At 68.1% G+C, this 12709-nt stretch carries 11 protein-coding genes; 5 read left to right on the top strand and 6 right to left on the bottom strand.

Features of this window, described 5'->3' with window-relative positions; all coding sequences use genetic code 11:
* Window positions 1–58: 58 nt before the first annotated feature.
* Window positions 59–1717 carry a MinD/ParA family ATP-binding protein gene (locus tag TY25_RS07260; protein WP_226887088.1) on the bottom strand — a complete coding sequence of 553 codons (1659 nt, stop codon included), beginning with the start codon at window positions 1715–1717 and terminating at the stop codon, window positions 59–61.
* Between the two features lie 298 nt (window positions 1718–2015).
* Window positions 2016–3809 carry a 2-isopropylmalate synthase gene (gene leuA / locus TY25_RS07255; protein ID WP_042255048.1) on the bottom strand — a complete coding sequence of 598 codons (1794 nt, stop codon included), beginning with the start codon at window positions 3807–3809 and terminating at the stop codon, window positions 2016–2018.
* A gap of 238 nt (window positions 3810–4047) precedes the next feature.
* Here leuA and TY25_RS07250 point away from each other — a divergent pair, with 238 nt between their 5' ends.
* From TY25_RS07250 to TY25_RS07235, 4 genes are all read left to right on the top strand, one after another.
* Window positions 4048–4815, top strand: a complete 768-nt coding sequence (locus tag TY25_RS07250; protein WP_042255045.1) for a sulfite exporter TauE/SafE family protein — start codon at window positions 4048–4050, stop codon at window positions 4813–4815.
* 81 nt (window positions 4816–4896) lie between these two features.
* Entirely contained in the window at window positions 4897–6522 is a 1626-nt protein-coding gene (locus tag TY25_RS07245) for an alpha/beta hydrolase (RefSeq protein ID WP_042255043.1), read from the top strand.
* A 209-nt stretch (window positions 6523–6731) separates the two neighbouring features.
* Window positions 6732–8360: a GMC oxidoreductase gene (locus tag TY25_RS07240; RefSeq protein ID WP_042255235.1), complete on the top strand. Its 1629-nt coding sequence runs from the start codon at window positions 6732–6734 to the stop codon at window positions 8358–8360.
* An 81-nt stretch (window positions 8361–8441) separates the two neighbouring features.
* Entirely contained in the window at window positions 8442–9284 is an 843-nt protein-coding gene (locus TY25_RS07235; RefSeq protein ID WP_052382853.1) for an ion transporter, read from the top strand.
* Here the strand turns inward: TY25_RS07235 and TY25_RS07230 are convergent.
* From TY25_RS07230 to TY25_RS07215, 4 genes are all read right to left on the bottom strand, one after another.
* Complete coding sequence (locus TY25_RS07230) at window positions 9262–10473, bottom strand: low temperature requirement protein A (RefSeq protein ID WP_042255233.1); 1212 nt, start codon at window positions 10471–10473, stop codon at window positions 9262–9264. The genes TY25_RS07235 and TY25_RS07230 overlap by 23 nt on opposite strands.
* Before the next feature lie 102 nt (window positions 10474–10575).
* Window positions 10576–11034 carry an SRPBCC family protein gene (locus tag TY25_RS07225; RefSeq protein ID WP_042255041.1) on the bottom strand — a complete coding sequence of 153 codons (459 nt, stop codon included), beginning with the start codon at window positions 11032–11034 and terminating at the stop codon, window positions 10576–10578.
* A gap of 183 nt (window positions 11035–11217) precedes the next feature.
* Window positions 11218–11403 carry a DUF1918 domain-containing protein gene (locus tag TY25_RS07220; protein WP_042255040.1) on the bottom strand — a complete coding sequence of 62 codons (186 nt, stop codon included), beginning with the start codon at window positions 11401–11403 and terminating at the stop codon, window positions 11218–11220.
* Between the two features lie 64 nt (window positions 11404–11467).
* Window positions 11468–12055 (bottom strand): TetR/AcrR family transcriptional regulator, encoded by a 588-nt coding sequence (locus tag TY25_RS07215; protein ID WP_042255039.1) that lies wholly within the window; start codon window positions 12053–12055, stop codon window positions 11468–11470.
* 58 nt (window positions 12056–12113) lie between these two features.
* On the opposite strand from TY25_RS07215, the gene TY25_RS07210 reads away from it, so the two are divergent.
* Window positions 12114–12689, top strand: a complete 576-nt coding sequence (locus TY25_RS07210) for a dihydrofolate reductase family protein (protein ID WP_042255038.1) — start codon at window positions 12114–12116, stop codon at window positions 12687–12689.
* Window positions 12690–12709: the final 20 nt, after the last annotated feature.

Here is a 12709-nt window from a genome sequence, read left to right as displayed (position 1 = left end):
TCGCGCGAACGACTGCGGCCCGGCACAGAAGTGCCGGGCCGCAACGTTTTTCAGAGTTTCAGTGACCCATCGGGCCGGGGTGGTGGTACTGCTGGGCGCCGACGTAACCGAAGTCGTCGGCGACCATCGCGGCCAGTTCCAGCAGCGCCCGCCTGGTCGGCTTGCTCACCAGTTCCAGATCGATCTCGGCGCCCTCGGCGAGGTGGTCGTCGAAGGGCACCACCTGCACCGCGCGGGTGCGGTCGAGGAACAGCTTGCGCAGCTGATCCAGGTCGACGGTGGAGGCACCACGCCGGGACGCGTTGACCACCACGACCGTGCGCTCGACGAGTTTGCCGTAGCCGTGGTGATCGAGCCAGTCCAGCGTCGCCGAGGCGCTGCGCGCGCCGTCGATCGCGGGCGAGGTGACCAGCACCAGCGAGCTGGCCATATCGAGCACGCCCGCCATGGCCGAGTGCATCAGACCGGTGCCGCAGTCGGTCAGGATGATGTTGTAGAACGACTGCAGGATGCCGATCGCCTTGCGGTAGTCGGCCTCGCTGAACGCCTCGGAAACCGCCGGATCCTGTTCGCTGGCAAGCACTTCCAGGCGGCTCGGCGCCTGCGAGGTGTGCGCGCGGACATCTGAGTACCGGCTGATGTGCTGGTCTTCGAGCAGGTTGCGCACGGTGGAGCGGGTCTGGCGCGGCACCCGGTGCGCGAGCGTGCCGAGGTCGGGGTTGGCGTCGATCGCGATGACCCGATCGCCGCGCAGCGACGCGAACGTCGAGCCGAGACCGACCGTGGTGGTGGTCTTGCCGACACCGCCCTTGAGCGAGAGGATCGCGATCCGGTAATCGCCGCGCACCGGCTGGTTCACCCGGTCGACCAGGTCGCGGTAGACCACGTCGGCCGCGGACTCACCCGGATTGAGCATGCCGCCGGTGGCCTTGTGCACCGCACGGCGCCAGCCGCTGCGCGGAGCACGCCTGGCCCGCTTGAGCAGGTTCAGGTCGTTGACCGAATGACCGGGCTGACCCGGCGCGGGCACGTGCTGCGGCTGGAACGGTTGCGCGGGCTGATGCGGATTCGGCCCACCCTGCCAACTCGGCGCCGGCTGCTGACCCATCGGCTGCGGCGGAGGCTGCTGCTGGTAGACCGGCGGCGGCTGATGCGACACCGGCGGTGGCGGCGGGGCCCAGCTGTAGATCGGCGCGGCCTGTGGTTCGGGCTGCGGCGCGGGCGCTTCCGGCTGCTCCGGTACGCGCCGGACCAGGCCGTCGGGGCCGATCTCCTGGCGGTACTCGCCGTAGCCGGGGTTCGGCGCCTCCGCGACCTGATGGCTGCCGCTGTGTCCGGCCACCGGCTGGTACGCGCCGGTCTGATATGGCTCATATGCGCCAGGCGGCGCGAACGGACCGGCGTTCGGCGGGGCGTAGCCGCCGTATTGCTCGGCCGGGCCGGGCGGCGGGAAACCCTCGGGCGGGCCGTAGGGCTGCGGCGGCGCGGACGCCTGCGGATAGGACACGGTCTGGTCCGTCGAACCGCTGAAGTCGGGCTGCGCGGGATCCTGCTCCGGCTGGTCCGGCGTCTCCGCCTCGGCCGCCGGCACTTCCACGTCACCGGTCTGCTCGGGCGACTGCTCGGCGGATTTCTCCGACTCCGTGGCGTCGGCCGTGTCCACCGCTTGACTCTGCAGCCAGGGCGGTGAGGTCGGGTTGTGGTCGTTAGTTGTCACAGTTCCCCCATCTGCTCGGGACTTCGAGCAGAGAGCTCGGCGCTTGAGTGCGAAACCAACGCTAGCACGGGGTTCGCGGGCTCGCGTCGCCGTGTGCGGCTGCCGGACTTCGCTTGCAAACGCACTATGGACGGCGGACGCGCCCGGATGACACGCCGCCGATATCTGGTCTCCGACAGCAAGATCGAGAGCCGGGCGCCCGGTCGATCAACGACCGTCGCGCCCGGCTCTCACCGTACTCGACCTGCGCGATCAGCGTGCCCGGGTTGACCCAGGAGCCCGCCGCTCGCGTCGCGGGTCAGTGCGCGCGGTTCACCGCGGAGACCACCGCGCGCAGCGATGCCGTGGTGATCGAGGTGGCGATGCCGACGCCCCAGACCACCTTGTCACCGATCGCGCACTCCACGTAGGCGGCGGCCTGCGCGTCGTCGCCCGCGGACATCGCGTGCTCGGAGTAGTCCAGCACCCGCACGTCGAAGCCGACGGTCGCGATCGCGTCGATGAACGCGGCCAGCGGGCCGTTGCCGGTGCCGGTGATCTCCTGCTCCACGCCGTCGACCTTGACCACTACGGCGATGGTGTCGGTGCCGCCGTCGGTCTCGGACGCGGTGACCTTCTGCCGGATCCGCTCCAGCGGCCGGATCGGGCTCAGGTACTCGTCGGCGAAGACGTCCCACATCTCCTTCGGCGTGACCTCACCGCCCTCACCGTCGGTGATCCGCTGGACCGCCTGGGAGAACTCGATCTGCAGCCGCCGCGGCAGCGCCAGGCCGTGATCGGTCTTCATGATGTAGGCGACGCCGCCCTTGCCGGACTGCGAATTGACCCGGATGACGGCCTCGTAGGTGCGCCCGACGTCCTTCGGGTCGATCGGCAGGTAGGGCACCGCCCAGACGATGTCGTCCACATCGGCGTCCGCGTCGTCGGCCGCGACCTTCATCGCGTCCAGGCCCTTGTTGATGGCGTCCTGATGGCTACCGGAGAACGCGGTGTAGACCAGGTCGCCGCCGTAAGGGTGCCGCTCGGCGACCGGCAGCTGGTTGCAGTACTCGACGGTGCGGCGGATCTCGTCGATATCGGAGAAGTTGATCTGCGGGTCGACGCCGCGGGAGAACAGATTCATCCCCAGGGTGACCAGGCAGACGTTGCCGGTGCGCTCACCGTTGCCGAACAGGCAACCCTCGATCCGGTCCGCGCCGGCCTGGTAGCCCAGTTCGGCGGCGGCCACCGCGGTGCCGCGGTCGTTGTGCGGGTGCAGCGACAGCACGATCGAATCGCGGCGGGCCAGGTTGCGGCTCATCCACTCGATCGAATCGGCGTAGACGTTCGGCGTGGCCATCTCGACGGTCGCGGGCAGGTTGATGATCAGCGGCTTGGCCGGGGTGGGCGCGATGATCTCGGAGACCGCGTCGCACACCTCCTTGGCGTACTCCAGCTCGGTGCCCGTGTAGGACTCCGGGCTGTATTCATAGCGCCAGTTGGTGTCGGGGTACTGCTGCTCGATCCGCAGGCACAGCGCCGCCGCGTCCGTCGCGATCTTCTTGACCGCCGCGCGGTCGGCCCGGAAGACCACCTTGCGCTGCAGGATCGAGGTGGAGTTGTAGAAGTGGACGATCACGTTCTGCGCGCCCGAGCAGGCCTCGAAGGTGCGCTCGATCAGCTCGGCGCGACACTGGGTCAGCACCTGGATGGTGACGTCGTCCGGGATCGCGCCGTCCTCGATGATCTCGCGGACGAAATCGAAATCGGTCTGGCTGGCCGAGGGGAAGCCGACCTCGATCTCCTTGTAGCCCATCCGCACCAGCAGGTCGAACATGCGGCGCTTGCGGGCCGGGCTCATCGGGTCGATCAGGGCCTGGTTGCCGTCGCGCAGGTCGACCGCGCACCAGCCGGGCGCGACGTCGATGATCTTGTCCGGCCAGGTGCGGTCGGACACCGTGACGGGCTCGACCTCCTCGGCGAACGGACGGTACCGGAAGGTCGGCATCGACGAGTTCTTCTGCGCGTTCCACGCGGGCTGGTCGGCCGGCGCGGGCTTGGACGGCGGCGTGATGGTGCGGGAGCCGGATACGAAGGCGTCAGCGGGGGACATGGCGATTTCTCCGAGGGGGTGTGGTGTTTCCCAAAGGTTTGGGTCGACCGGCGCGGCAAAACCCCGCGACGGGAGCCGGTCCAATCAGAACCCGTCGCGGCGGCCGAGAAGAAGTGCCCGCTGCATGATGTCGGCGAGTTTACCGGGTGGCAATACACGGGCGGAAGCCCGGTCCCGTCGTCGGGTCATCCGACGTCGGCGCTAGCGTTCCGCAAAGAAGCAAGGAACGGATTTTCCTATGACATGGCTCGAACAGCTCGCCATCTTCGGCGCGGGCATCGCGGCGGGCGGGATCAATACGATCGTCGGGTCGGGCACCCTGATCACCTTTCCGGCGCTGCTCGCCTTCGGCTTGCCGCCGGTGACCGCGAACGTCTCCAACACCATCGGCCTGGTCCCGGGGGCCATCAGCGGCGTGCACGGTTACCGTCGTGAGCTGGCCGGACAGCGCGAACGCCTGGTACGCCTGGGTACCGCGTCCCTGCTCGGCGGCATCACCGGCGCGGTTCTGCTGCTGACGCTGCCCGCGAACGCGTTCAAGGCGATCGTGCCGGTGCTGATCATCCTGGCGCTGGTCCTCGTCGTCGTGCAGCCGCGGCTGTCGCGCTGGGTGAAGGCGCGGCGCGCGGACGGCGAGGGGCCCGCGCCGAAGCACGGCGGGCCGGTGCTGTTCGTCGCGGTCTTCGCGACCGGCATCTACGGCGGATACTTCGGGGCTGCCCAGGGTGTGCTGCTGCTCGGTTTGCTCGGTGTTCTCGTGCACGAGGACATCCAGCGGCTCAACGGCGTCAAGAACGTGCTCGCGCTGATCGTCAACGGCGTGTCCGCGCTGATCTTCATCGTGATCGCCGACGTGAACTGGCAGGCGGTCGGGCTGATCGCGCTGGGCTCGATCATCGGGGGTCAGCTCGGTGCGAAGATGGGCAGGCGAATGCCGCCGAACGTGTTGCGCGCGGTCATCGTCGTGGTCGGCACCATCGCGGTGGTCCGGCTGTTGATGTCCTAGGAGGTGGTCAGTGCCGGCTCAGGGTGCAATTCATCCCTGCGGGGGACGACGGCCGCGTCCGCGCGGCACAAGATAATCGATATGCGTGGGTGGAGGATCGTCGTTGTCGCTGCGCTCGCCCTGTTGGTGGCGCCGCTGAGCGGCTGCGGCACCCCGGACGAGCACGAACAGGCCGTGGCCGACCTGGCCGGGCAGGCCGACGCCGTCGCGACCCCGCGGCTGGACTGGGCGTCGTGCCAGGACAAGGCGTTGAGCAAGCTGCAATGCGCGAGCGCGACTGTTCCGCTGAACTACGCGCAGCCGCAGGGGGAGACGATCGAGCTCGCGGTCGTGCGCCAGCCCGCGGCGGATCAGTCGCGCCGGATCGGCACCCTGTTCACCGCCGCGGGCGGGCCGGGCGGTTCGGGCCTGCAGTGGGCGGCGCGAGGCGAGATGTTCCCCGGCGAGATCGCGCGCCGCTTCGACGTGGTGACCTTCGATCAGCGCGGTACCGGCCGCAGCGCGCCGGTCCGCTGCTTCGCGAATCCTGAAGAGCAGCAGCGCTTCTGGGCTGCGGCATGGCTGCCGCCGGTAACCGCCGAGCAGGAGGCGCAGCAGGCGCGGGCCAGCCGCGACCTGGCCGCGGGCTGTGCCGCGCACAGCGCCGCCTTGCTGCCGCACCTGACCACCGTCGACGCCGCCCGCGACCTCGACCTGCTGCGCCGCGCGGTCGGCGACCGCCAGCTCACCTTCGAAGGAGGTTCGTACGCAAGCTATCTCGGCGAGGTGTACGGCGCGCTCTTCGGTGACCGGGTGCGGGCGCTGAGCCTCGGCTCGATGATCGACCCGGACGCCTACACCTCTGATACCCGCACCGAGGTCGCGAACTCGGCGGCCGGCACCGAGGAGGTGCTCGCGGAATTCTTCCGGCTGTGCGCGCAGGCAGGCCAGCCGCGCTGTGCTTTCGCGAGTGCCGGTAAACAGACCACCGCCGATCCGGTCGGCCAGATTCGCACCGATCAGAAGCCGACCGGCGGTGAGGATCTGCGCGCCAGAGACAACGCGCTGCTGGACCGATTGCAGCAGGGGCCGATCGTGGTCGGCACCGGGGACCGGGCTCGTTCGGTCACCTATCACGAGGTCATCGCCCCGCACGCGCTGCTGCTGTACGACTCCGAAAAGGGTTGGCCCGCACTGGCGCAGCTGCTCACCGAGCTCGAGCGCGGCGCGGAGGGCAACCCCGACGTGGTCCGCACCGTGCTGGCCGCGAGCGCACTGCCGCCCGGGTTCCTGGACTCGTTCACCGCGATCTCCTGCGCGGACAACACTTTTCCGCGCGACCCCGCGCAATGGCCCGCGATGGCAAGGGATTTGAGTGCGCAGAGTCCGATCTACGGCGCGTTCTGGCTGTCCATCCGGCAGCCGTGCGCCGCGTGGCCGGCTCCCGAGGGCGGCTACCCGCAGCGGTACGCGGGCCCCTGGATCATGCGCTCGGACGTGCCCGCGCTGCTGTTCAGCAACCGATACGACCCGGTGACGCCGCTGTCCGCAGCCCGCACCGCGCAGCAGGCCCTGGTGAACGCACGCCTCGTGGTCATCGACGATGGCTATGGCCATGACACCACCACCGACTGCACCCGGCGGCTGCAGGAGCGCTACCTCATCGATCAGCAACTCCCGGCGCCGGGCGCGACCTGCGAGCCGGACGAGGTGCCGTTCGCGCGGTGAATCCGGCTCGGCGACCGTGCCGTCAACCGGGGTCGACCCGGCTCGTTGCCCCGGTGTCACCTGGACGTTGCCCGCCGCGCGCGCCCGAATGCGGAAGTCCGCCAGGGCAATAGCAGGCGGACAACCGGTGACGGCCCGTGAACGACTGTTCAGCGCACGGGAATACCGGTAATCTGCGCTCGGCCATGCGTGATGAGGGAGGTGGCTGGGTGCGTAGACGCGCCTTCTTCAAAGCTGCGGGTGCAGCCGCCCTGCTGGGCGCTGCCGCGGGTTCGGCTTCGTCGCTGACGGCCGGCGTGGGGTCCGCGGATCCCGTCTGGAATCTGCTGTTCCAGGCCTGGGTGCCGGAAATCTTTGCCCCGCTGCCCGATCCGCCCGAGCATTCGCCGGCGATCGTGATCGGCTCCGGCTTCGGCGCCGCGGTCACCGCCTTGCGGCTGGCCGAGGCCGGTATCGCGAACACGGTGCTCGAACGCGGCTCCCGCTGGCCCAACGATCCCTGGCGCGAGATCTTCACCGGCGATGACCTGCCCGACGGCCGTGGTTTCTGGCATCGCACCAGCTTCACCGGTGTCTCCAAGGTGCCGGTGCATTTCGCGAGCTTCGGCGGCGTGCTCGACTGCACCAGCTACCCCGGCATCGATGTCTGGCGGGCGGCGGCGGTCGGCGGCGGCTCGGTGATCTTCACCGGGGCGATGGTCGCCCCGGAGCGTCGCTTCTTCGACCACGTCTTCGGCGGCACCGTCGACTACGGCGAGCTGGACCGCGTCTACTACCCGCGGGTGCGGGAGATGTTGCGGCTGAACACGATGCCGCCGGACATCTACGGTTCGACACCGTTCACGCACTCCCGGGCCTGGGACGATCAGGTGCGCAAGGCCGGCTACCAGCCGCTGCCCAACGACTCGATCTTCAACTGGGACATCCTGCGCGCCGAACTCGGCGGCGGCTCCCGTCCGTCTGGCACCGCGGCGCGCAGCAACCTGGGCAACTCCAACGGCGCGAAGTTCGACCTGAACCAGAATTACCTGCGCTACGCCCAGGGCACCGGCCGATCCGCGATCTTCCCCGGTCACCAGGTGGAGTCGATCGCCCAGGAGCCGGGCGGCCGGTACTCGCTGACCGTGACGAAGCTCGCGCCGACCGGCGAGGTGCTCGGCACCCGCACCCTCACCTGCGATCAGCTGTTCCTCGGCGCCGGCTCGGTCGGCACCTCGGAACTGCTGGTCCGCGCGCAGGCCACCGGCACCCTGCCCAACCTCAACGAGCACATCGGCGACGGCTGGGGCACCAACGGTGACGTGGTGCTCGGCCGCGGCGCGAGCGCGCTGGCCGGTCTCGGGCAGGGCGTGCCGAGCGCGAGCCGGATCTTCGACGAATCGGGCGCGCCGCTCACCCTGGAGAGCTGGTACATCCCCGGTATCCCGTTCGAGACGGGTGCGCTGGCCTCGCTCGGCATGGTGCTCGACGGGACGCGCGCGCGGTTCGGTTACGACCGCGCGGCGAACCGGGTCGGCTTGAGCTGGCCCGCCGAGAACCGCGCGGAGATGGTGGCGGCCGCCCGCGCGGTCGATCACCGGATCGCCGAAAGGGCCGACGCCGTCCTGGAATACGGTGCGCTCGGCTACGACGCCAACGCCCTGTTCACCGCGCATCCGCTGGGCGGCGCGGTGCTCGGCCGGGCCACCGACGGCTACGGCCGGGTGCACGGCCATCCCGGTCTGTACGTGATGGACGGCGCCGCGATCCCGGGCAGCACCGGCACGGTGAACCCGTCGCTGACCATCGCCGCGCTCGCCGAACGCAATATCGAGGCGATCATCCGCCAGGGGAAGTAGCGCCGTCGCGCGGTCCGTGCCGTCGCGCGGGCCGCGTACTACCCTCGGCCTGACCATTCAGTGTCGAAAGGGATCCGCGTCGTGGCCTATGTCAGCCCCACTCCGGTCGGCGAGGAGCTTCCGGAGGGCGATTACCCGCGCAAGCCGCCCGCGCTGTGGACCGATTTCGTGATGCTCGCGCTGGCGATCGTCTCGGTGGTGCTGGTCGTCTGGATCACCTTCTTCCCGGTCGCCACGCAGACGCATCGGGTGATCGTGCTCGTCGACTGGTCGATCTGCGGGATCTTCGCGGTCGAGTTCCTGTGGCGTTGGCGCCGGGCGGGCTGGCCGTGGACGTTCCCGTTCGTCTACTGGTACGAGGTCCTCGGCATGATCCCGGTGACCAGTCCGTTCTTCCGGGGGTTCCGACTGCTGCGGATCGTGGTGATCCTGGTCCGGCTCGGCCGCGTCGCCGACCGGATCTTCGGCGACCGGATCACGGCCGCGGTGGTCAACCGGTTCGTGACGACCATCGTGGACGTGATCAAGCGCCCGATGACGATCGCGGTGATGGACGAGGTGGCGCACGTGCTGCGCACCGGCCACTACACCCGCAACATCGCGGCGGCGCTGGAGGAGAACCGGGCCGAGATGGACGAGATGATCCTCGAGCTGATCAAGAAGGACCCGCAGGCCGGCCGGGTGCGCTACATCCCGTTCCACGACGAGATCATCCGGTTGATCGCCGACACCACGTTCCGCATCGTCTTCCAGGTGCTCGCCGATCCGCGCACCGACGAGCTCGTCTCGGATGTGTTGCGGGAGAACATCGATCAGATCCGGGACGCGGTGCGCGACGGGATCCGGGTGGCGCCGTCGGCGTATGGGCCGACGGCGGCCGAACACGGTGTCGCGCACAAACTCAGTCAGGTACGCCGTGCCTGATCTGGTCGCGGGGCTGGGCGAATCGTACGGTTTCGAACAGGGTCAGCACCGCGAGCACCGCGCAGAGGATGCTCAGTGAGATCAGTGCGGGCAGCGCCGCGGCGAGCGGGATCAGCGCGAGCAACAGCACGACGGTGACCACCCGGGGCACGCTGATCGCCCCTGTCGCATAGTGTTTCGCCCCGATCAGCGCGACCAGATACAGCACCACACCGCCGTACAACGCGAACAGCGGGATGCCGTAGAGCGCGTCTTTCAACGTGTGGTGCGAGGTGTCGCCCACGTAGTAGAGCACCTTCTTCAAACCCAGGGACAGCCCGATGATGCCGACGATCATCGGGAAATGCCAGAAGGTGTAGGCGCCCCGCGCGATTTGGATCTGCCGCGCGCCGGTGGCGTGTTTGAGCTCGTGTTCGATGGACAGCGCGGCCACGTCGAAATAGGTCCACCAGAGTAGACCCGAGATCGCCAGCCCGAGCAGCGCGCCCACCGTGATCGGCCAGGAGATCGGCAGCCCGGCCACACCGATGCCGATGGAGACGATCGATTCGCCGAGCGCGACGATGATGATCAGCCCGTACCGCTCGGCGAAGTGGCTGGCCGAGTTCAACCGCCAGTCGTTGCCCGCGATCATCGTCCACAGGTAGTCACCGGCGATGGCCGCGATCCACAGCGCGATCTGCACCCTGCCCTCGGTCATCGCGGCGATCACCAGCAGCGTGGTGCCCATCGTGATCGAGCCGAGCGACCAGCGCAGCACCTGGGTGCGCAACTGCGCGTCCTGGGCGCTGGCCAGCCAGAACATGAAGACGTGCACCAACCGTACGACCAGATATGCGATGGCGAACACCAGCGGGCCGAACCAACCGCCAGCGAGGTCGTGGAACGCCTCGGGGATGGTGAGCGCGGCGAGGAACGCACCGCCCATCGCGGTGAACATCGCGACCCTGGCGAAGCCCTCGTCGGCCCGGATCACGTTGCCCAGCCACGAGAAGGAAATCCACAGCCACCACATCAGGGCGAGCACGAGGAAAGCGCGCAGCAGGTTCTTCGCGCTGGTCTCCTCCGCCGCCAGGTCGGTGACCATGGTGAATGCGAACACGAGCACCAGGTCGAAGAACAGCTCGAGCTGCGTCACCGACGCACCCTCGGCCACCGGCTGAAGCCGCACCCGTTTGGAACCGATCATGGTGCACATCGTCGCACTCGGACGCCGTCTATGCCGGTCAGGCGGGGCGCGCGTGGCGGTGATTTCTCTCAAGGCGCACGCGGTCGTGGTTATTCGTCATGGCTATACGGCTTGAAAGTTTTCCGTTTCCGGAAACCTTTCGGCAAACTCGATGAAATTCTGCACCGCGGTCTCGTTGAGCTTTCGCACGGTGCGCTTGAGTAGTAGACCGGGCACCGGGATGGGTAAGTAGATCTCCGCGTGATACCAGACCCGGGTGCCGTCCGCGCCCTCGGAGATCTCGAAGAAGCCGCCGCCCCTCGCGTTCCTGGTGCTGTCGGTGACCTGCCAGGACACCCGATCTTCGGCCCAATCGTATTCCAGCACCTGCATATCGGAGCTGCCCAGGATTTCGGTCTTCACGAATACGCGCAGTGGCCGTCGCGCTTCGTCACGGGACGCGACGCGGGCATCGGTATAACCGGGTGACCATTCCGGCAGCATTTCCACGGCGGCCAGGGCATCGAGTACCTGTGCGGAATCGGCGTCGACGACGAATCGGATATCGGTTCTGGTGCGCATGAAAAACCTTCCGACCCCCGATGGACAACGGCCCGATTGTCTCCAGCACTTCTCGGTCCGTCAACCTTCTGGTACGGATTGGTGGTTCGTACACACCCGCGACGTGCACTTATGTGTTCGAGGTGAAGATCGACTACGCGGTGTACAGCTTCCGCGTGGAAGGTTCGAGGGGCGTCGCGATCTTCAGTCCGCCGGTTCGACTATCGCGTCCGGCCCCGGATACACCAGGGATTCGCGCCCGTCGGTGTAGCGGACGAGATAGGGCGGCGACCCGTCCGGGCCGCGCACCTCGATGATCTCCCCGTGCCGATCACCCCGTCCCACCACGTGTCCGTGCACGAGCAACCGGTCGCCGACCTTCGCCATCATCGACTCATTATCGAATGGGTGTGACGGCGCTCACCGGGTTTCCGGTCGTTGCGACCGTTTGGTCTCAGCCCCGGATGACCCGATCCACCGCCGCCTCGATGAGGTCCTGGCTCTGCTCCTCGGTGAATACCTCGGGCAGCGTGAGCCGGTCCACGATCAGCCAGTTCAACGCGAGATAGAGCAGTAGGACCGACTTTTCGTCACCGGGCAGCCCGGCGTCGAGGTGATTGCGCACGTTGAACTCGATGTCGGCGCGCACCCGATCGGTCAGCACCGCCCGCAGCTCGGGCCGCCGGGTCGCCTCCAGGCGCAACTCCAGTAGCGCGAGGTAACCGGTGCGGAAGGCCTCGATGCGACCCACGACCTCTTTCATCAGCGTGACGATGTGCTCGCGGGTCTGCGGCCCCGTGGCGAGTTCGGCCATGGTGGCCTCGCTCGGCTGCAGTCGTTCGTAGAAGCGCCCGCCGGCCTGGGTGAGCAGATCGTCGCGGTTGGCGAAGTAGTTCGACGCGGTACCCGCGGGCACTCCCGCGTCCTTGTCCACCGCGCGGAAGGTGAGGCCGCGCGCGCCGTCCCTGGCCAGGACCTCGATGGCCGCGTCGAGCAACGCCTGCCTGCGCTCGTTGTTGGTCCGCACTTGACACCACTCCATCCATAGTACTACATTCTGACCACTACAAATAGAGTACAACAGTTTAGGTGGTACCGGAATGCGAAAGCTTGTCTACTACGTCGCCGTGTCGCTCGACGGCTACATCGCAGGTCCGGCGGGGGAGTACGACTTCTATCCGCAAAGCGACGAGATGGGCCGCTGGTTGAACGCGGAGTATCCGGAGTTCGTCCCGACCGGACTCCGGTCGCAGGTCGGCGTGGCTCTGGATCAGCCGAACACGCGGTGCGACACCGTGCTGATGGGTCGCCGCAGCTACGAACCCGGCCTGGCCATGGGTATGACCAGCCCGTACGCCCATTTGAAGCAGTACGTGGTGTCGAGCACGCTCGGCCGGATCGACGATCCCGCAGTGGAATTGGTCGAGTCCGACCCGCTCGCGCTGGTTCAGCGGCTCAAAAAGGAAGAGGGCGGCGACATTTGGTTGTGCGGCGGCGGCAACCTCGCCGCACAGCTGCTGAGCGAACTCGATGAACTGATCATCAAGAGCTACCCGGTGGTCGCGGGCAGCGGGATCTCGGCCTTTGCCGGCGCGTTCCAGCCGACCCTGTTCACCCCGGACCGGCGCAAGGAATTCGACAACGGCGCGCAGGTCACCTGGTTCACCCGCGCCTGATCGCTCCCCCTACGAAAGAG

The organism is Nocardia brasiliensis NBRC 14402, assembly GCF_000308475.2.
Taxonomy (GTDB): domain Bacteria; phylum Actinomycetota; class Actinomycetes; order Mycobacteriales; family Mycobacteriaceae; genus Nocardia; species Nocardia brasiliensis.
The sequence above is the reverse complement of the archived record's forward strand: the minus strand, read 5'-3'. Positions and strand labels throughout refer to the sequence as shown.

Excerpts from the sequence above, each read along its gene's own strand:
- leuA (WP_042255048.1), bottom strand. The coding sequence starts at position 3,809 with ATGTCCCCCGCTGACGCCTTCGTATCCGGCTCCCGCACCATCACGCCG.
- TY25_RS07250 (WP_042255045.1), top strand. The coding sequence starts at position 4,048 with ATGACATGGCTCGAACAGCTCGCCATCTTCGGCGCGGGCATCGCGGCG.
- TY25_RS07245 (WP_042255043.1), top strand. The coding sequence starts at position 4,897 with ATGCGTGGGTGGAGGATCGTCGTTGTCGCTGCGCTCGCCCTGTTGGTG.
- TY25_RS07230 (WP_042255233.1), bottom strand. The coding sequence starts at position 10,473 with ATGATCGGTTCCAAACGGGTGCGGCTTCAGCCGGTGGCCGAGGGTGCG.
- TY25_RS07225 (WP_042255041.1), bottom strand. The coding sequence starts at position 11,034 with ATGCGCACCAGAACCGATATCCGATTCGTCGTCGACGCCGATTCCGCA.
- TY25_RS07220 (WP_042255040.1), bottom strand. The coding sequence starts at position 11,403 with ATGATGGCGAAGGTCGGCGACCGGTTGCTCGTGCACGGACACGTGGTG.
- TY25_RS07215 (WP_042255039.1), bottom strand. The coding sequence starts at position 12,055 with ATGGAGTGGTGTCAAGTGCGGACCAACAACGAGCGCAGGCAGGCGTTG.
- TY25_RS07210 (WP_042255038.1), top strand. The coding sequence starts at position 12,114 with ATGCGAAAGCTTGTCTACTACGTCGCCGTGTCGCTCGACGGCTACATC.